At 45.6% G+C, this 19126-nt stretch carries 15 protein-coding genes and 1 pseudogene; 4 read left to right on the forward strand and 12 right to left on the reverse strand.

Annotation, left to right across the window (positions count from 1 at the left end; all coding sequences use genetic code 11):
• Positions 1–229: 229 nt before the first annotated feature.
• Positions 230–2377, forward strand: a complete 2148-nt coding sequence (gene fdhF, locus M5X66_RS15900; protein ID WP_270103726.1) for a formate dehydrogenase subunit alpha — start codon at positions 230–232, stop codon at positions 2375–2377.
• Between the two features lie 448 nt (positions 2378–2825).
• On the opposite strand, the gene M5X66_RS15905 is transcribed toward fdhF, so the two are convergent.
• Positions 2826–4421 carry a sigma 54-interacting transcriptional regulator gene (locus tag M5X66_RS15905; protein ID WP_270103727.1) on the reverse strand — a complete coding sequence of 532 codons (1596 nt, stop codon included), beginning with the start codon at positions 4419–4421 and terminating at the stop codon, positions 2826–2828.
• 510 nt (positions 4422–4931) lie between these two features.
• Between M5X66_RS15905 and hydN the strand changes: the two genes are divergently transcribed.
• The 3 genes from hydN to hybG are packed head-to-tail and all read left to right on the forward strand — an operon-like array spanning position 4932 to position 6123.
• Entirely contained in the window at positions 4932–5480 is a 549-nt protein-coding gene (gene hydN, locus M5X66_RS15910; RefSeq protein ID WP_036949191.1) for an electron transport protein HydN, read from the forward strand.
• 10 nt (positions 5481–5490) lie between these two features.
• A complete protein-coding gene (hypA, locus tag M5X66_RS15915) occupies positions 5491–5832 on the forward strand; it encodes a hydrogenase maturation nickel metallochaperone HypA (RefSeq protein ID WP_036949189.1) in 342 nt (113 codons plus the stop codon).
• Between the two features lie 18 nt (positions 5833–5850).
• Positions 5851–6123, forward strand: a complete 273-nt coding sequence (hybG, locus tag M5X66_RS15920) for a hydrogenase maturation factor HybG (RefSeq protein WP_036949187.1) — start codon at positions 5851–5853, stop codon at positions 6121–6123.
• Between the two features lie 134 nt (positions 6124–6257).
• Here hybG and M5X66_RS15925 read toward each other — a convergent pair whose 3' ends face one another.
• The 11 genes and pseudogenes from M5X66_RS15925 to M5X66_RS15975 form a co-directional block, all read right to left on the reverse strand.
• Positions 6258–8051: an NAD-dependent malic enzyme gene (locus tag M5X66_RS15925; protein ID WP_036949186.1), complete on the reverse strand. Its 1794-nt coding sequence runs from the start codon at positions 8049–8051 to the stop codon at positions 6258–6260.
• A gap of 41 nt (positions 8052–8092) precedes the next feature.
• Positions 8093–9541: a class II fumarate hydratase gene (gene fumC / locus M5X66_RS15930; RefSeq protein ID WP_036949184.1), complete on the reverse strand. Its 1449-nt coding sequence runs from the start codon at positions 9539–9541 to the stop codon at positions 8093–8095.
• 880 nt (positions 9542–10421) lie between these two features.
• Complete coding sequence (hycI, locus tag M5X66_RS15935) at positions 10422–10874, reverse strand: hydrogenase maturation peptidase HycI (protein WP_154634725.1); 453 nt, start codon at positions 10872–10874, stop codon at positions 10422–10424.
• 168 nt (positions 10875–11042) lie between these two features.
• Positions 11043–11399: pseudogene (locus M5X66_RS15940) on the reverse strand (formate hydrogenlyase maturation HycH family protein); the annotation flags it as partial.
• Positions 11392–12174 (reverse strand): NADH-quinone oxidoreductase subunit B family protein, encoded by a 783-nt coding sequence (locus tag M5X66_RS15945; RefSeq protein WP_036949181.1) that lies wholly within the window; start codon positions 12172–12174, stop codon positions 11392–11394. The gene M5X66_RS15945 and the pseudogene M5X66_RS15940, both read right to left, overlap by 8 nt.
• Positions 12171–12722 (reverse strand): hydrogenase 4 subunit H, encoded by a 552-nt coding sequence (gene hyfH, locus M5X66_RS15950; protein ID WP_036949180.1) that lies wholly within the window; start codon positions 12720–12722, stop codon positions 12171–12173. The genes M5X66_RS15945 and hyfH overlap by 4 nt, the downstream gene beginning before the upstream one ends.
• 12 nt (positions 12723–12734) lie before the next feature.
• Entirely contained in the window at positions 12735–14468 is a 1734-nt protein-coding gene (locus tag M5X66_RS15955; protein ID WP_270103728.1) for a hydrogenase large subunit, read from the reverse strand.
• Between the two features lies 1 nt (position 14469).
• On the reverse strand, positions 14470–16050 hold the full coding sequence (locus M5X66_RS15960; protein WP_154599974.1) for a hydrogenase 4 subunit F: 1581 nt from the start codon (positions 16048–16050) through the stop codon (positions 14470–14472).
• A gap of 4 nt (positions 16051–16054) precedes the next feature.
• Complete coding sequence (gene hyfE / locus M5X66_RS15965) at positions 16055–16705, reverse strand: hydrogenase 4 membrane subunit (RefSeq protein WP_154599975.1); 651 nt, start codon at positions 16703–16705, stop codon at positions 16055–16057.
• Positions 16706–16717: 12 nt separating this feature from the next.
• Positions 16718–18160, reverse strand: a complete 1443-nt coding sequence (locus M5X66_RS15970) for a hydrogenase 4 subunit D (protein ID WP_036949173.1) — start codon at positions 18158–18160, stop codon at positions 16718–16720.
• 13 nt (positions 18161–18173) lie between these two features.
• Positions 18174–19124: a respiratory chain complex I subunit 1 family protein gene (locus M5X66_RS15975; protein WP_270103729.1), complete on the reverse strand. Its 951-nt coding sequence runs from the start codon at positions 19122–19124 to the stop codon at positions 18174–18176.
• Positions 19125–19126: the final 2 nt, after the last annotated feature.

Below are 19126 nucleotides of genomic sequence, written 5' to 3' on the forward strand. Positions count from 1 at the left end.
AGATTATGAAATAAATTATGCAAGAACTATACGTCATTGTCCGAGAAACCCTCGACACTTTTGACGATTTCCTCTCCATTTAGCTTTTGTTTACTTTTCACCTAAAAATATTTTCTTTTTATTCAGTTAATTACAAATTCAATCTCCGCTAAAAAAACTGGCACAAACCCTGCATTAGCTCTCTTGAAAGAGCGGGAAACCGCTACACAAAAATAGAGGAGCAATGTTGATGGAAAAAGTCATCACCGTCTGCCCGTATTGCGCCTCAGGCTGTAAAATCAACCTGAAGGTGGAGAACGGGAAGATCATTGGCGCAGAAGGCGCAAATGGTCACACAAATGAAGGGGAACTTTGCCTGAAAGGTTACTATGGCTGGGACTTCATTCATGACACGAAAATTTTAACGCCGCGTTTAAAAAACCCGATGATCCGCCGTCAGCGTGGTGGCAAATTAGAGGTCGTTTCTTGGGAGGAAGCCATTGAATTTGCAAGCTCCCGTTTATTAGCCATCAAAGAAAAATATGGTCCAAAAGCCATCATGACGACAGGTTCTTCCCGCGGTCCGGGTAACGAAGCTAACTTCGTGATGCAAAAATTTGTTCGTGCAGCGGTCGGTAGTAACAATATCGACTGCTGTGCTCGTGTCTGACACGGCCCTTCGGTTGCAGGTCTGCAGCGTTCGGTCGGTAATGGCGCAATGAGCAACTCAATTGTTGAAATTGAGGATACCAAATGTATTTTTGTCTTCGGTTATAACGCCGCGGACTCACACCCTATTGTCGCTCGCCGGATATTAAAAGCGAAAGAAAAAGGGGCACAAATTATTGTCTGCGACCCGCGTTATATTGAAACCGCGCGTATTGCAGATATTCACTTACCACTGAAAAATGGTTCGAATATCGCGTTATTGAATGCGTTAGCCTACGTTATCATCGAGGAAAATCTGTATGACCATGCCTTTATCGAGGCACATACCGACAAATTCGACGAATATCGTGCATTAGTGGCGCCGTATACCCCTGAGTCGGTTGAAGAGATCACAGGCATCAAAGCTGAAGATATTCGCAGAACCGCACGGATGTACGCTAAAGCTGAAAATGCCACCATTTTATGGGGCATGGGTGTCACTCAGTTCTATCAAGGGGTGGAAACTGTTCAGTCTCTCACCAGCTTGGCATTACTCACTGGTAACCTTGGTAAGCCGCATGTGGGTGTGGGTCCTGTACGTGGTCAAAATAACGTACAAGGTGCCTGCGATATGGGGGCTTTACCGAACACGCTACCAGGCTATCAGTATGTTTCGGATAAAGCGGCTCTCGATAAATTCGCCAAATTCTGGGGCATTGACGCTATGCCGGATGAAAATGGTATTCCGCTGAGTGAAGTCCCTCACTTTATCGATGAAGGTATTCTAAAAGCGCACTATGTGATGGGTGAAGATCCACTACAAACTGAGCCGGATTTAGCAACGATTCGCCGCACGTTCGACAAACTTGAGCTGTTAATCGTGCAAGATATCTTTATGACCAAAACCGCGTCGATTGCAGACGTGATTTTCCCAGCAACGTCTTGGGGAGAACATGAAGGTGTCTATACGGCAGCTGACCGTGGTTTCCAACGCTTCTATAAAGCAGTTGAACCTGTGGGGGATGTGAAAACTGACTGGGAAATCATCAGTTTAATGTCAACTGCAATGGGCTACCCAATGCACTACAACAACACCAAAGAAATTTGGGATGAGCTACGTGAGCTTTGCCCGATTTATTTTGGTGCGACTTACGAGAAAATGGCGGGATTGGCATACATTCAATGGCCATGCCGTACATTAGAAAGTGAAGGCACCGAGTACCTATATAAAGGTGGTAATTTCGATACACCAAATGGTCGAGGTCAATTCTTTACTTGCGAATGGCGCCCACCAATCGACCAAGTCAGTACTGAGTACCCAATGGTTCTTGCCACCGTGCGTGAAGTGGGTCACTACTCTTGCCGCTCTATGACCGGTAACTGTAAAGCCCTCGCATCTCTTGCTGACGAACCGGGTTTTGTTCAGATCAATACAGCCGATGCGAAAGCGTTGGGCATTAAAGATCAGGAACTGGTTTGGGTCTGTTCACGACAAGGTAAAGTCATCACTCGCGCAAATATCAGCGACCGCCCAAATAAAGGCGCTGTATATATGACGTATCAGTGGTGGATTGGTGCTTGTAATGAACTGGTCGCCGAGAACTTAAGCCCAATAACCAAAACACCAGAATACAAATATTGTGCGGTGCGTGTTGAGCCAATCGCGGATCAACATAAAGCCGAGCATTATGTTGTTCAGGAGTATACGGGGATCAAGCGTCGCTTACGTGAGGCAGCCGAAGGTTTGTAGTTTATTTTGACGCTTTGCACTGTAGGAATGCGTATATAAAGCAGACCTACAGTGCAAATTATATTAAAAGCTACCGATATTAAAAATCACATAGCGATAATAAACATCGCCCTTCAATAAGCGATTAAAATAAAATATTAATCGCCATTAAAAACTATTTAATAAAAAAATAACCTTCCAACAAAATAATCAACATCCTTTATTTTCAATTCTTTTTTCCCTTTTTCTTTTTTCTGTTTTTTTAATACTCTCCAATCTCTAAATAATTCGCGTTGTGGCTAGGCGGCAGACGCAGCTAAGCCCTAGGAGCATACACAAGTATGTGACTAGGGTTAGTAAGGATAGCCAACAACGCCACGGCGTGAAGTATGACGAGATTAAGTATGTGACTCGAGTTAGCAAGGCCAGCCAACAACGCCACAGCGCGAATTATGACGAGATTAAGAGATTACTGGAATAGATCTTGAACACTAATCCCAAGTCTCTGCATCCTCGACAACAGCGTTGTTCTCTTTAATCCCAATCTCATAGCCGCCCCTCTCGCTCCGGCAACCACCCCATTGGTGGCTTTCAGTGCTTCAATAATGCGGTTTCGCTCATCATCGTCGCTCTCTGGTGCATCCGTCTGCATTTTTCGCTCTAATGCACTGGGCTTATTCAGAGCTTCTTTAATACGAGATGGCTTTGGGATATTTAACTCATGCAATTGAATATTCAGCGTATTCCCACGGGTTAAAATCACGGCACGTTCAATCACATTTTCCAGTTCTCGTACATTGCCTGGCCATGGGTACAAGGATAGCTGCGCCAATGCATCGCGAGGAATACAATCAATTTTACGGTTCATACGCTGCGCCATTTTCTTGGTGAAATAGGTCGCGAGCAGCGGAATATCTTCAGGTCGGTCACGTAATGGCGGGATAACAATCGGGAACACATTCAAACGATAATAGAGGTCTTCACGAAACTCTCGGCCTTCCGTCATCGCCTTTAAATTGCGATTGGTCGCTGCCACAAGGCGCACATCCACAGGGATAACTTTATTGCCACCAATGCGCTCAATCTCACGCTCTTGCAAAACACGTAATAATTTTGGTTGTAAATCCAATGGCATATCGCCAATTTCATCTAAAAACAGCGTGCTTTTGTCCGCCATTTCAAAGCGACCAATATGGGTGCTCGTCGCACCTGTAAATGCGCCTTTATCATGTCCAAACAGGTCGCTTTCTAATAAACCTGTCGGAATTGCCGCACAATTCATTTTAATCAGTGAACGTTGATGGCGATTGCTAAGCTGATGAACGGCTCTGGCAATTAACTCTTTACCAGTACCCGTTTCACCCAAGATGAGCACAGTGCTATCGCTACGCGCTACTAAATCCACTTGTTCCAGCACTTCACGCATCGCCTGACTTTGAAAGACAATTTCGCTGAAACTATTGGTGTTTTGGATTTGCTCATTGAGCCATAAATTTTCATTTTTCAGGCTATCTTTGAGGCGCGTGATCTCGCCATACGCTGCGGCATTGTCTACGGCTATTGCAAAGCGTGCCGCCACTTGTTTCAACAAAGTGCAGCTATCTTCGGTGAAAATCCGGTCATCTTCATGAGATAATACCAAAACACCCAATGGCTTATGATTGAATGCCAACGGTAACAGCAAAGTTTCCGTCATCCCTTCAGCACACAAATTTTGATACAGAGGGTCTTGAGTTTGACTATCGAGCGTTAAGCGCAGCGGTTTGTTGCTCTCTAAGACTTGAGCGAGATCCGCATGCAGTTCATTAAGATGATACTGGCTTTTTTTAACCGGTTTTGAGCGTTGATAATGGCTTGAATAACAAAGATAAACCGCGGAACTGACATTATCACAAAGGGCAACGCTAATTTGGCTAATACCAAAAAATCGGTAAATTTCTCGCGAAACTTCAGCCACTAACCCATCCATTTCAAGATGAGAAAGCACTGAGTTAGTGATGTCCACAAGGATCCTGAATTGGTCACGTTCATGACGAATTTGTTCGGTGGTTTCGGATATGCTCACAAAATCTCCAATCTCGTCCTAATCCGCTGCATTGCTAAGTCATTTATTTATTTTTCTGACTAACAATAATGAGAATTAGTTAGAGTTTTAAATTTTCATTTATAAACGACTTATTTATCAATAATAAAAATAAAAAAGTTTAATACTGTGATTAATGCGATTGCTGTTTTTGATTTAATACTAATATTGTAGTCATTATTTGAAAAAATAATATCAGAGTCTGATTTAAGTTTGATCCATTCACCTATTTTAGATATTGGCTGATTTAACCCAATATCCGCTTAATATCGATTTCATGCCTCTCGTCAATAATGTCGAAAACCGTGTCGAATATGAAATTTCTATTTTTTCGTGATTACCCGATAATATCTAACCGAATGATTTTATTAAATTAATTTATTTAACGAATTTGGCACGATCCATGCTTATCTCTAGGTATTGTCAGGATAAGACGAGGCAACCGAAATAAACCGGATCCCATGCCCGTTTACGATCATTCAGGAGAATATGATGAACCGTTTCATCATTGCAGACCCAAAGAAGTGCATTGGCTGTCACACCTGTGAAGTGGCTTGTGTGGTCTCCCACCAAGAGCAAGAAACAGGGATTGCCACCGTTGTAAAAGATGAGTTTTTTCCACGTATTCATGTACTCAAAGGCTATACCGTCAGCACAGCAGTGGTGTGTCGCCAGTGTGAAGACGCCCCGTGTGCCAATGTTTGCCCTAATGGCGCCATCAGCCGTAAAGATGATTTCGTGTATGTAGACCAATCTAAATGCATTGGTTGCAAAACCTGTGTTATCGCTTGCCCTTACGGCACCATGGAAGTGATTAGCCGCCCAGTTGTACAGCACACCACCGCACTCAATACCATTCCACAGTATCGTGCTGAGGCGCATAAATGCGACTTATGCCATACCCGTGAAGGTGGACCAGCTTGCGTAGAAGTCTGTCCTACAGAAGCCTTAATGGTCGTCGACAGAAATAAAATGGATGAAATTATCAAGGAACGCCGTCGTCGCGCAGCCTTTGAAAATCCAGCGGATATTTTGTCTTAAGGAATGACAAATGCATGAAGTTGCCTTATGCCAAAGCGCATTTGAGATTATTGAACAGCACGCTAAACGCAACCATGCTCGGCGGGTGACGGGTGTGTGGTTAGAACTCAGCGCCGTCTCTTGCGTAGAGGAATCCGCCGTGCATTTTTGTTTCGATATTATCTGCCGTAATACCCTCGCCCAAGGTGCCGAATTACATATCGTGATTTCCCCTGCACAAGCACAATGCCGAGATTGTCAGTATCAGGTACAAATAACCAAATTTGGTGAAGGATGCCCCCATTGCGGCAGCCAAAATTTAATTGTCGACAGTGCTAGCGCCATGCAAGTGAAGCAGATTGAAGTTGAATAACCCGTTTAGGAGCCAGTTATGTGTTTAGGTATTCCCGGTCAAGTGGTTGCCGTTGGTCAAACCCCCATGGATAGTGCCCAAGTGGATGTTTGTGGTGTCCAGCGTGAAGTGAATATTGCCCTCGTATGCGAAGGGGATACCGAGAGCATGGTCGGTAAATGGGTATTAGTTCACGTCGGTTTCGCCATGAGTATTCTTGATGAAAAAGAAGCTAGAGATACCTTAGAAGCGTTAATGGCAATGGAAGAAGTTGAGGAAGATGTAGGATATTTTTTGCGAGGAAACGCGTGATAATACGTGTTTATTCCCCCCACTGCTTTTTGTATTTCGCCCCTTTTTACGCATCAAAAAAACCTGACACACTTTTGTGTCAGGTTTCATTAATTACCGTTTTACTCAATCAAACTATCAATCACACTCTGTAATTAGATAGCCTCAACTGGCACATAAACCGGCCACCAAGATTGTGTTCTCACCATTTCAACTTCAGAATCGCTGGCATTAACCCCTGCTACACCTTGGCTTTTCGCCATACGTAAAACAGCAAGAGCAACGATACTTGAAGTGATACGTAAATCTTCATTCGATGGTAATAACGATGCACCTTCTGAGCCTAATGTTGCTTGGCTTGCCACAGCTTGAACTGCGGCAAAAATCATTTCATCGGTAATTTTCGTGGCTTTAGACACGATAGCACCGAAGCCTAGCCCCGGATAAAGCGCAGCGTTATTTGCCTGACCGATTTTGTAGCAAACACCGTTATAAATCACATCATCAAATGGCGCACCCGTTGCCACAAACACTTTACCTTCAGTCCATTCAATTAAATGCTGTGGTGTTGCTTCATGCAGTAATGTTGGGTTTGATAATGGGAAAATAATTGGGCGTTCAACGTGGCTTGCCATGCTGCGAACGATATCTTGAGTGAAAGCACCCGGAGTGGTTGATGTACCAATTAAAATTGTTGGTTTTACATTCTCGACAACCGTTGCTAAGTCAATAATACCTTTAGCTTTATTCTGTTTCGCAAGGATATCCGCCATATCCGGCCAGCGGGTTTGTGCTTCAACAGAAACATCAACAATCTTTCTTGGATAATTGGCAACATCTTGGCTGTTTTTCGCATAATCTTTTTGGAAATACAGTAAGCTGTCGACCATGTCAGTTGTCAGTAGTCCCGGCAAGTCAATTAACCAAATGCGAGAAATGGCTTCTTCACGAGATAGGCCACTACGGATCATTTGGTCACGAATTTGGTCTGCAATACCACAACCCGCAGTTCCTGCACCAAAGATAACCACTTTTTGCTCCGTCCAAGGCGTTTTACTTAATTTCACCGCATTCAATAAGCCCGACAATACAATGGCACCCGTGCCTTGCACATCATCGTTAAATGTCGCGAAATTCGCTCTGTATTTATCCAAAATGCGACGCGCATTTGTTGAACCAAAATCTTCCCAGTGCATCACTGCATTTGGAAATAGCTTTCTTGCCGCTTTGACATAAGCATCAACAAAATCGTCATAGACTTTGCCTTGAATACGCTCATGACGATTACCCACATACGATGGATCATTTAACAGTTTTTCATTGTTAGTCCCGACATCGAGAACAACAGGAATAACACTGTGAGGATCTACACCCGCAGCGGCAGTATAAACAGCCAGCTTACCGACTGAAATATCGATACCATTAGAACCCCAGTCTCCGATACCTAAGATTTCTTCTGCGTCAGTGGTCACGATCAATCGAATATCACCACCTTCAGCACCGAATGCACGCAGCTTTTCTTCGATTAATTCAGGTTCATTAATACTGAGGAAGATCCCGCGAGGACGAGTAATAATCTCGCTATAGTTTTCAATAGCATCGCCGACAACTGGGTCATAAACAACTGGCAGCATTTCCAGCATATGACGTTGTAATAATGCATAGAACAATGTCACGTTATTATCGTGCAAACGCCACATGTAAATATGTTTATCTAAATCAGAATGGCATCCACGGTAAGCGTGATAAGCACGGTTTAATTGTGTTTCCATATCCTCAGTTACAACAGGAGGAAGAATACCATTTAAGTCCAGCGCTTTGCGTTCTTCTTCAGTAAAAGCCGTTCCTTTATTTAATGATGGATCGCGTAATACTTCATATCCTCTTGCAGTGGTTTTAATTTTACGAATGTTATTTTCCACAACAACTTTAGCTTGTCGATTATACATAATTAATACCTTTTAATTTAGATATTATAATTCAGAGAAAACTACGCGCCAGATAGACCATTTCCTGTCATATCAATCGGATTAACATATTTATTAAAATCTTCTTCACTTATTTTTCCAGAAGCGATTGCAGATTCTTTCAATGTGATATTTTTCGCTATTGCATTTTCAGCAATATGCGCTGCATTTTGATAACCAATAATTGGGGATAATGCCGTCACTAACATGACACTATTGTCCACATACTCGGTTATTTTCGTATTATTTAATTCAGTGCCTTCTACTGAATATTCCATAAATTTACGACAACCATCAGAAATAATACGAATGGAATGCAGGAGGTTATTAATAATTACCGGTCTCATCGCATTTAATTCAAAATTACCTTGGCTACCTGATATCGCAATCGCAGCATCATTCCCCATAACCTGAATACCAATCATGACCATCGCTTCACATTGGGTTGGGTTGACCTTGCCGGGCATGATAGATGAACCAGGTTCATTAGATGGCAATATTAATTCGCTGAAACCACAACGAGGACCCGACGCTAGCCAGCGCATATCATTCGCAATTTTGATCAGTGCCACTGCCAGTCCGCGAATAGCCGCATGTGTGCGAACTAATGCATCAAGAGAGCCTTGAGCCGTAAATTTGTTGGGTGCTGTAATAAACGGTTTTTGAGTTAATTCCGCTATCTTATCTGCGACATCTTTTGAAAAGCCTTTTGGCGCGTTTAATCCTGTACCAACAGCCGTGCCGCCAACAGCGAGTTTATAAAGATCTTGCTGACTACGTTTAATGTCATCTAGCGCATCGCGTAATTGACCCGCCCAACCGTGCCACTCTTGTCCCACGGTTAAAGGCACTGCATCTTCGAGGTGGGTACGACCGATCTTAACGACAGTCATCCACGAATCAGCTTTCTTTTCAATAAGTTGAATTAAATCTTCAATGCTCGGAATTAATTGTTCATCAAGCGCAAAAATAGCGGCGATGTGCATTGCAGTAGGGAATGTATCATTGGAAGACTGACCCATGTTGACATCATCATTGGGTCCAACGGGCAATTGTGTTCCTAATGAGCCACCGAGTAATTGAATAGCTCGGTTAGAAATGACCTCATTCACATTCATATTAGATTGTGTGCCAGAGCCTGTCTGCCATACATAAAGCGGATAATGCTCATCCAATTGACCATGAATAGTTTCATCAGCAGCGATAACGATCGCTTCTTTTTTCCATTCAGCTAATCGACCTGCTTCGCAGTTAACCAACGCACAAGCTTTTTTTACATAGCCATACGCGTGGTAAACCGATTTTGGCATTAAATCATCGCCAATATTAAAGTGCTGTAATGAACGTTGAGTCTGTGCCCCCCAATAACGATTTGCAGGAACATTTACTTTTCCCATGCTATCGAATTCTTCACGGGTGCCTGTTTCATTAATACCAATAGGGATGCTCTTATTTAGAATATAATCTGTCATTACAATAACTCCATTTTAAATATAAAACATATGAGCAATTCCTATACTAAGTTAAAAGAATTAATTAAACATCAAATACCAAACATACGTTTAAATAAGACATTAAAGGTATCAAGATAACAAAAATGTAGTTTAAAATATAAAAAATAAATTACCTGCCAATTTTTTATAAAAAATAATTATCGCAAACAGACTGTCTATTTCATCCAAAAATCATATAAAGACTAAAGTTTCAAAATAGCATTAAAAACAATATAATGTATTATCAATCTTATCTTTTAATGATAATTAAAATAAATTGAATAATTTAATTATATTAAGAATATCGTTAAATCACTGACATAAAAATAAATAACTCATTTATTGAGTTAAATATTTAAATTAAATAAACTTGAATTACAAAATAAACCAACAGAACAAAAATAACTACTGAAATATAAATGAAATAATAATATTTATTATACATAACATTATAAAAAAGAGCTAAAAACATGTTATTCATTTAAAATACAAGGTGATATGCCCAATGAGTTTATCTTCAGTTTAATATGCATTAATCTCAAAAAAATCATCCTTAATTATGCTTATGCAAAAATAAAGATCATCACAACTCAACAATACTGAAGAGAAGCACTTTATAATAGTGATAATACCCGCCTTAGTTAGTCATTGAACCGAGATTCACGCACAAAACGAGTGACGAGTTTAATATTCATATCGATGCCATATTAAACACTGGATTTACGCAATTTTGGAGGAATAACCAAGTTTGCAGGGTGGAAAGTTGTGGTTTTCAGTAAAAACCGCACTGCATCCCTGTAGCGCGGTCTATTTATTCCCTTAATATTCTATCCTTTAATTAAAGGCTTCCAGTTTATCGTTACTCACCCTCAAATAACCGGAATCCCCCTACCCCTTCCCATGTTGGTAAGGCTTGATAAACTTGCTCGACGGCGGCAACCACTTTGTCATTCATCGGCATATAAAAACCTACTAAATCGGGCTGAATGCCTAAGAAAATGATTTCTCCGACATCCTCTTTTAACTGGTCGATAAGAAAATTCAGCGGCAGGTTATGGGTGCTCATAATAAACATTTCAGCGATATCATCGGGGTCGATAACCCGGATTTCACCAGGTGCTAAACCAATATCCGCAGCATCCACAATTAATAAACGCTGAGGTTTTAACGCTCGCACTTGGTGAGAAACACTTTCAGGACTGCTGCCACCGTTAATTGCCACCCAGCCATCAATCGGGGCTTGCTGCATGAGGTCGAATAGCATTGGGCCTGCGCCATCATCCCCCATCATGCTATTGCCCACCGCCAGCATCAAATTTTGCACGGGTGATGGGTTTTCTGAAAGAGGCTGATTTTCCGCTGAAGATTCGGTTGCCATTGAAAAAGAAGGCTGAGTTTGCCTGGCAACATCGCTCATCGGCTGTCGTTTCACGATCAAATATATTGCCGGCTCGCGCTCAATTTCACCGAGCAATCGAATCAGTGTGGCGCTCCATGCCTGATAGGGCGAGTTACTGTCTTTAGCGAAACTATCTAATGCTAACGCCAGCACATTAGTGTGGGTGGAATCGATATTAATTTCACCGAAGGTGATCAAACCCTGTAATTTGCGACGCGCCTCCCCTTCAGGAAGCGCATTCACCCATGCTTGGAAGCCATCTAACGGGCACTCTAACTCGGTTTTAAGGCAGTCAATCATCCCAACATGGTGACCTATCGCCAGTGAGTAATACATGACTTGCTGCGCGTCTTCAGGCACATCATCGTCACTGTCGACAAACTTCTGGCGCAGTGACCAGAAAATTACTTTCCCCGTTTCAGTCGCTGACTCACTCATTAATGCCCCCTTGTTGCAACACGGTCACGAGGCGGTTCACAATCTCACGCAACCGTGGGTCTTGCTCCTCGTCCATCCATGTTTGCATCGTGGCTTTCACTTGGCTTGGGGTTGCCCCATCGAGCAGCGTCAGGAAGCGATCACTGATTTCTCGACCTTGGTAATACCCCGCTTGGCGGCGCGCTTCACGTTCGATCATCACGCGAGTGGCTAGAGGAATTGATGGCAGTAAAAGCTCCACTTTTTCCCCATCGGCTTCGCGGTGATCTTGCCCAACCAATTTCTGATTCAATAACCCTAATGCCACCGCGAAACCATAAATAGTCGCGGCTGGCGTTGGCGGGCAACCTGGGATCCACACATCAATCGGCACGATGTGTTCGCTGCCGCCCCAGACACAATACAGATCGTGGAAGATCCCCCCACCACAACCACAAGCCCCATAAGAGATACAGATTTTTGGATCCGGTGCAGATTCATACGCGCGCAGTGCAGGCATGCGCATCGCACGGGTAACTGCCCCTGTGAACAGTAAAATATCTGCATGGCGCGGAGACGCCACCACTTTGATCCCGAAACGTTCCGCATCGAAAACGGGGGTGATTGCCGAGAAAATTTCGATTTCACATCCGTTGCAACCGCCACAGTCCACGCGATACACATAGGCTGAACGCTTAATATCTTTCAGCAGCGTGCTTTTCAGTTTTGCCACCTGCTCATCGAGCACAATCGGCTGGCTAACATGATGGTTTACGGGGATATTTGGCAAACTCATGATTTATCTCCCTGAATATGCAAACGGAAGTTCTGACGATCATTATTCAATAAATTGTTTTTTTGCTTACAGGATGGGCAAGTTTCATACATTGGGCGCAGGGCTTCAATACCGCCTTCCTCAATCCCCGATGCCACCATCAGCGCCATGGCATACTCCACGGATTTTTTCGGGGCGAATGCTTCGCCACACTGGCGACAATGTTGCAGGCGGAACGTCCCTTTCATGTACAAATCCGCTTTGTTCATTACCGCGGTTTCAAACTCTTCCGTTAAGTGAATGGCGCGAGTCGGACAAACTTCTTCACAGCGCGCACAATAAATACAGCGACCTAAAAACAGCTGCCAGCGGCGTTCACCACTTTCTAAGTCAGTTTCCATGGTTAACGCATTGGCTGGGCAAGCGGAAATACACGCGCCACACGCAATACACTGCTGCGGGTCGTATTCCGGTTTGCCTCTAAATCCGTGAGCCACTTCCAGCGGTTTGAACGGGTATTTCACCGTTGCGGTACCCGCATTACGAAGGGTTTTGAAAAGTTTAAACATGGTGTCCCTCCGTTATTTCATAATCGAATGTTTGCGCTCGATACTGTGCTGTTCGAGCTCTTTGTATGCCACGGTTTTCGCTTTTCGTTTTTTCACATCCACCAGCGTCACGCGGTCAGTACAGGAGTAGCAAGGGTCGAGGCTACCGATAATCAATGGCGCATCAGAAACGGTATTGCCTTGCAGCATATAGCGCAGCACTGGCCAGTTCGCGTAAGTAGCCGCACGGCAACGCCAGCGATACAGTTTTTGGTTATCGCCGAGCATGCTCCAGTGAACATCTTCACCTCGCGGCGCTTCGGTATAGCCCAGTGCAAATTTATGAGGCTGATAGGTAAAGCCTTCGGTCAGAATTGGACCTTCCGGCATATTGTCGAGGGCATATTCAATCATCGACAGAGAGTCCAATGTCTCTTTAATGCGTACCATCACGCGGGAATAGACATCGCAACCATCTAAGGTGAATAAGGTTTTTGGTAAATTGCCATAGTCAGCAAATGGATGATCAAAACGTACATCGCGCTTGAAGCCGCTGGCGCGGATCATCGGTCCTACTGGGCTGTAATCACGGGCAACTTGTGGGTCAAGACGACCGACACCGACGGTACGCTGCTCCATATTTGGTGTGCTCAGCAACATATCCACCAGCTGGGTCACATCTTGGCGCATCTCTTTGACCAACTGAATGGTTTTCACGCGCTGCTCTTTTAAGAAGTCACGACGAACCCCACCAATTAAGTTGGTACCGTAAGTTTTACGGGCGCCTGTCAGTAATTCCGCCATGGTCATGGATTTTTCACGGACACGGAAAAATTGCATGAAACCAGTATCAAACCCAGTGAAGTGGCTTGCTAAACCGATATTCAGCAAGTGGCTGTGTAAACGTTCCACTTCCAGTAACACACTACGAATAGTATGAGCACGCTGAGGGACATAAATACCTAATGCGTTCTCAACTGAGGTGGTGTACGCCACGCTGTGGGTGAAGCCGCAAATACCGCATACGCGATCAGATAAGAAAGTGACTTCGTTGTAGCCCATACGGGTTTCAGCCAGTTTTTCCATTCCGCGATGCACGTAGAACATACGGTAATCCGCATCCACAATACGTTCGCCATCCACAAACAGGCGGAAGTGCCCCGGTTCATCGGAAGTGATATGCAGCGGGCCAATTGGCACGATGCGGCTTTGAGTTTTGCTGTCGTTGATAAACTCGTAGGTTTCAGTGTCAGTGGTTGGCGCAGGGCGCTGACGATAATCCATGGTGTCTTTGCGCAGCGGATACAGGTCTTCCGGCCAATCATCCGGTAGCACTAAACGACGCTCATCCGGCAAGCCCACTGGGCGTAAGCCGTACATATCTCGAATTTCACGCTCTCCCCATACAGCCGCAGGTACGCGCGGCGTTACGGATGGAAATTCTTGAGTGATTGGGCTGACATAGGCTTTCACCGTCACCCAACATTTTTCCCCCTCTTCCATCGACAGTGCGTAATAAACCGCAAACTGCCCATTTAGAGGACGCTCATCGTTCCCCCACAACACCGGTAACCAACCGCCGCAGCCGTAATAGAGGAATTCCACCACTTCTGGCAGCATCTCGGTTTTGACGGTAATGGTGACTTGGTTGGCGGTTTGCCACTCCTCTTCCAGCATGGCATGAGGAAATTGCTCGCGCACTTTTGCCAGATAGCCCGCGCCTTTGCGAACGCCCTGAAGGGTATCTGTATAATTCTGATAGCTCACGTTATTTCTCCTGCGATGAAGGTTCGGAGGTGCTTGCACCCCACGGCCATTGGTAATTTAAGGTGGTAATTTGGTGGTCGACTGTCGCGCTGTCTTTGAGCACGATCGTCGCGGCATTTTCCAGTAAGCGACTGACAGGCTGAGGAATATACGTCCCCATCACCAGCATCAGTACAATCAAAATCGCCATCGGTAATGTGGTTAAAATGCCCAGCTCACCACGCGCTACGCACTCTGGTTGTTCGCCAAATAGGGTTTTAGAGATCATGCGGATCAACCCGCCCAGCACCACCGTAATTAAGATCAGCACCAGCAAGGTTAGCCAGAAATGGTTAGCGACCAGCCCCGCCACCACAATCATAAATTCACTTAAAAAGACGTTGAATGGCGGCATACCGCCCAGTGCTAATGCACCACCCGCAAACACCACCGCGGTAAATGGCATAGTGCGCAGTAACCCTTTCACCACCGTAATATCGCGAGTGCCATATTTCAGTAAAACGTTACCGGAGCCGCAGAACAGCAAGGTTTTACCCAAACTGTGGTTTAAGGTATGCAGCAACGCAGCCAGTACACCCAAAGGTCCACCAATACCTAATGCCACCGCGATCAATCCCATGTTTTCCACACTGGAGTACGCCAGCAAACGTTTCATATCTTTTTGTACCAAGATAAAGAACGCTGCCACCGCCACGGACATTAATCCGAATACCAGCAGTAAGGTTTGCGTAAATTCGCCACCAATTGATGAGGTCACAATGATGTAGTAACGGATGATAATCAGCAACGCACAATTCAGTAGCACCGCAGACAGCAGCGCTGACGTTGGGCTTGGTGCTTCACTGTGCGCATCCGGCAACCATGCGTGCATTGGGAACAGACCCGTTTTGGTACCAAAACCGATTAACACAAATACAAAGGCAAGGTGCATCAGGGTTGGATCGAGAAGGTCGGTATATTTCAGAACTTCTGTCCAGAAGATAGCCATTTCAGGATCCGGCATGACGTTCACCGCATTGGCATACACTAAAATGGTACCGAACAGACCGAACGCCACACCCACGCTACAGATAATGATGTATTTCCACGCGGCTTCCAGCGAAGAGCGTTGACCGTAAATGCCCACTAAAAACGCGGAGCTTAAAGTGGTCGCTTCGACCGCTGCCCACATTAAAATCAGGTTATTACTGGTGATCACCAACAGCATTGTGAACAGGAACAAGTGGAAGAAACCGTAATAGTTACATAAGGTTCCAACACTGATTTCCCCTTCATGCACTTCATGGTTCATATAACCGATAGAGTACAAGCCAGTCAGGAAACCGACGATCCCCAAGATAGCGAGGAATAACCCTGCGAGGCTATCAAGGTGGATCCAATGACCTGCCATCAGCAAGTCACCGACTTTATCTATCGTGCCAACCATCCAGAGCGATAACACCAGTAATACCGTGATCCCAATGGCATGGATCAAGGTGACGGGGATTTTTGCCCCGTTACCCATTAAGCGGCAGGCGAACGCCAGCAGTGAAATCACCAGCGGAGTTGCCATCAATAAGGTTAATAACATTGTTTGACTCATCTCATCACCCCTTCAGCGCGGTCAGTTGATCCACGTTCAGTGTGTTGAGCGTGCGATAAATTTTACGAGCCAATACCGCCATAATGATCACCGCAAATATGGCGTCTGTGGCGATACCAATTTCCACCAGCTCAGGGGCTTTATACGCCAGTAACGCTAGGGTCAGATGGGAGCCGTTTTCCATGAGGCAGTAACCAAAGGCTTGCTTGAGAATATTGCGTTGAGTCACGATACACAGCAGCCCCAACATAAAGTGCCCAAGAGAAACCGCTAAAGCGGGTTTTAAATCCGCTGCCAGTGGCAATTTAATTGGCTCGACCACAAACCAACACAGCACCACAATTACCGCTGCCGCTAACATCAACCAAGCTGGGCTAATCACCCCGCCGTTCGCGGTTGGGTCAGACAATTTTCGGAAGGCGTAGCCCATAATCAGCGGAACCAAAACCACTTTGGTGGCAAACGCGGTACCTGCCCACATTGCCAATTCAGGTGCATTTAAGGTGTAGGAAAGCGTGCCGAAAATCGCCACTAACACCAGCGACTGCAACGCATAAAACCAACAAGAGATCACCGGCTTTTTCGCGCCGATCACCAGCAGAGACGTGATCATCATCAGCCCTGCTAAATTATTTACAATCATTGAACCAGTCATACTTTCTCTCCCTTAACCGAGCCAGATGACGGCAATAACACTAGAACAGAAGGACATCACGATCAGTAAGCCGATAACCCACTGCATTGCCCAAGGAACTGCGCTGCCGTTTGCCACTTCTTCGCTAGGTTCACCCGGAACCACTTTGCCGAACCAGTACAGTAACCATGCGAAGCTCGCGACAGATTCAATCAGTACCAACACCATAATTGGCGTTAATACCCAGAACTGTTCCGACAGCGCGAAGCCCGCTGCAAAGATAGGGAATTTACTGAAGAAGCCATTCAGTGGAGGAACACCTGCGATGGCGAGTGCCGCCACACAGAAGCCCACACCGAGTAATGGATAGCGTTTTGCTAAACCACGTAAGCGCGGCAGCATACGTGTACCACAGCTATAACTCAGCGCACCTGCCACTAAGAAGAACAGGCTTTTCGCAAAAGCGTGGTTGAAGATATACGCGATACCGCCATCGAAGGCTTCTTTGGAACCGAAAACGGATAAGGATAAAGCGAGGAAAATATACGCCAGCTGCGTGATGGTTGACCACGCCAGCAGACGTTTCATGTCTTTCTGCGGCAGGTACATCATAAAGCCATACACCAACGTAATGACCGCCATCACGACACCCACCCAACCAATGATTTCTGGCACATGGGTAGAAGACATCAAGCCACGGGCAAAGATATATACACCCACTTTCACCATGGAGGCGGCGTGTAAGTAAGCACTAACTGGGGTTGGTGCTTCCATCGCATCGGGTAGCCAGGCTTGCAGTGGTAACTGGGCTGATTTACCCCATGCTGCAAACAGAATACCGCCAAACACGATCAGGCTTTGGGATTCACTCAAACGGTCAATGGCGCTCAGAGCAAAGGTACCCGTGCTGATAAACAGGGTTGCCGCCGCCATGTATAAGCCGAGTGAGCCAACATGGGTGATCAGCAAAGCTTTCATCGCTGAACGCTGGGATTTTTCAGTTTGGTAGTAACCAATTAGCGCCCAAGAACATCCACCGGTAATTTCGAAGAACACTAACTGCCCTAAGATAGTGGAAGAGAGCACAACCCCAGCCATCGCACCGATAAAGATCAGTAAGAAAGCGTAATAGCGACGAGTGGGTCCATGAGCGTGCTCACGGTTTCCTTCAGTGAGATACCCCGTTGAGTAGAGGCAAATCAAGAAGCCGAGGAACACGACCGCAAACGCAATCAGCGTGCTCACGCCATCCACAGTAAAACCGAACAGCGCGACATCACCCGTCTGAATTAACTCCAGTGTGGTGGCGACCTTACCGCCGTCTAAATAGAGCCAGCCCAGTGCCGCTGTTCCCAAAGAGGCTAGCAACGCCACTAAGGTACTTAGCCACGGCGCTAGACGGGTGGGTAGCACACTGACCAGCAACGCCCCGATGAACGGGATTATCAAGGTTGCTAGTGCAATATTCTCTAACATGCTTCGTCGCTCCTTATAGACCGGTGAGGTAGAAGACGAATCCGAGTACCGCAACACCGAATCCTAACCAAGTCACATGGTGCGTTAATAAGAAACGACCACGAGCCAGACTGTTTTCGACCAGCGACGCCAGCACGAAAATCACCAGTAATTTCACTAGCAATAATCCCATCGCTAACAATACGCTGCCAACGGTAAAGGTACTGGCATTGCCGAATGGGAAGAAAATCGACAGGAACAGAACCGCAACGACTACTTGTTTCAGACCAATGCCCAGTTTCACCATCGCGAATCCTGAACCGGAGTATTCGGTTAATGGGCCTTCTTGCAGCTCTTGCTCCGCTTCTGCCACGTCGAATGGGATTTTGCCCATCTCAATAAATGTCGCGAATCCGCAAGCGAGTAGCGCTAATAACGTAGCAGTTGGAGACACCCAGCCTTCACTCATCGTGGCGCTGATGGTGCCAATATTGGTGGAACCAGCAATCAGCGCAACAACCAGCAAACCGAGGAATAACGTCGGTTCCACCAGTACGCCAAGTGTCAGTTCACGGCTCGCACCGATACCCGCAAATGGGCTACCGGTATCGAGACCGGAAAGTGAGAAGAAAAAGCGGAATAACGCGAAGATATACAGCACGATAATGATGTCAGCTGCGCTACTAAACAGTGACGTGTTCGTGACCACTGGCAATGCCATCGCTAGCAGCAACATGCTGCTCAGCAGCACATACGGCATGATGCGAAAGATAATGCCTGAATCACGCGGCGCCACAGATTGGCGAGTCATCAATTTGATGATGTCGCGATAATCTTGCCAAATTCCGGGACCTTGGCGAGAGTGCATTTTTGCGCGAATTTGACGAGAGATCCCCGTGAACAGCGGCGTCAGCAGCAGTAAAACCACGGCTTGAACGACGGCGAAGATCCCTGTCATCAATGTGGGTGTTTCTTGAATCGACATGG

The organism is Providencia sp. PROV188 (genome assembly GCF_027595165.1).
Classification (GTDB): domain Bacteria; phylum Pseudomonadota; class Gammaproteobacteria; order Enterobacterales; family Enterobacteriaceae; genus Providencia; species Providencia lanzhouensis.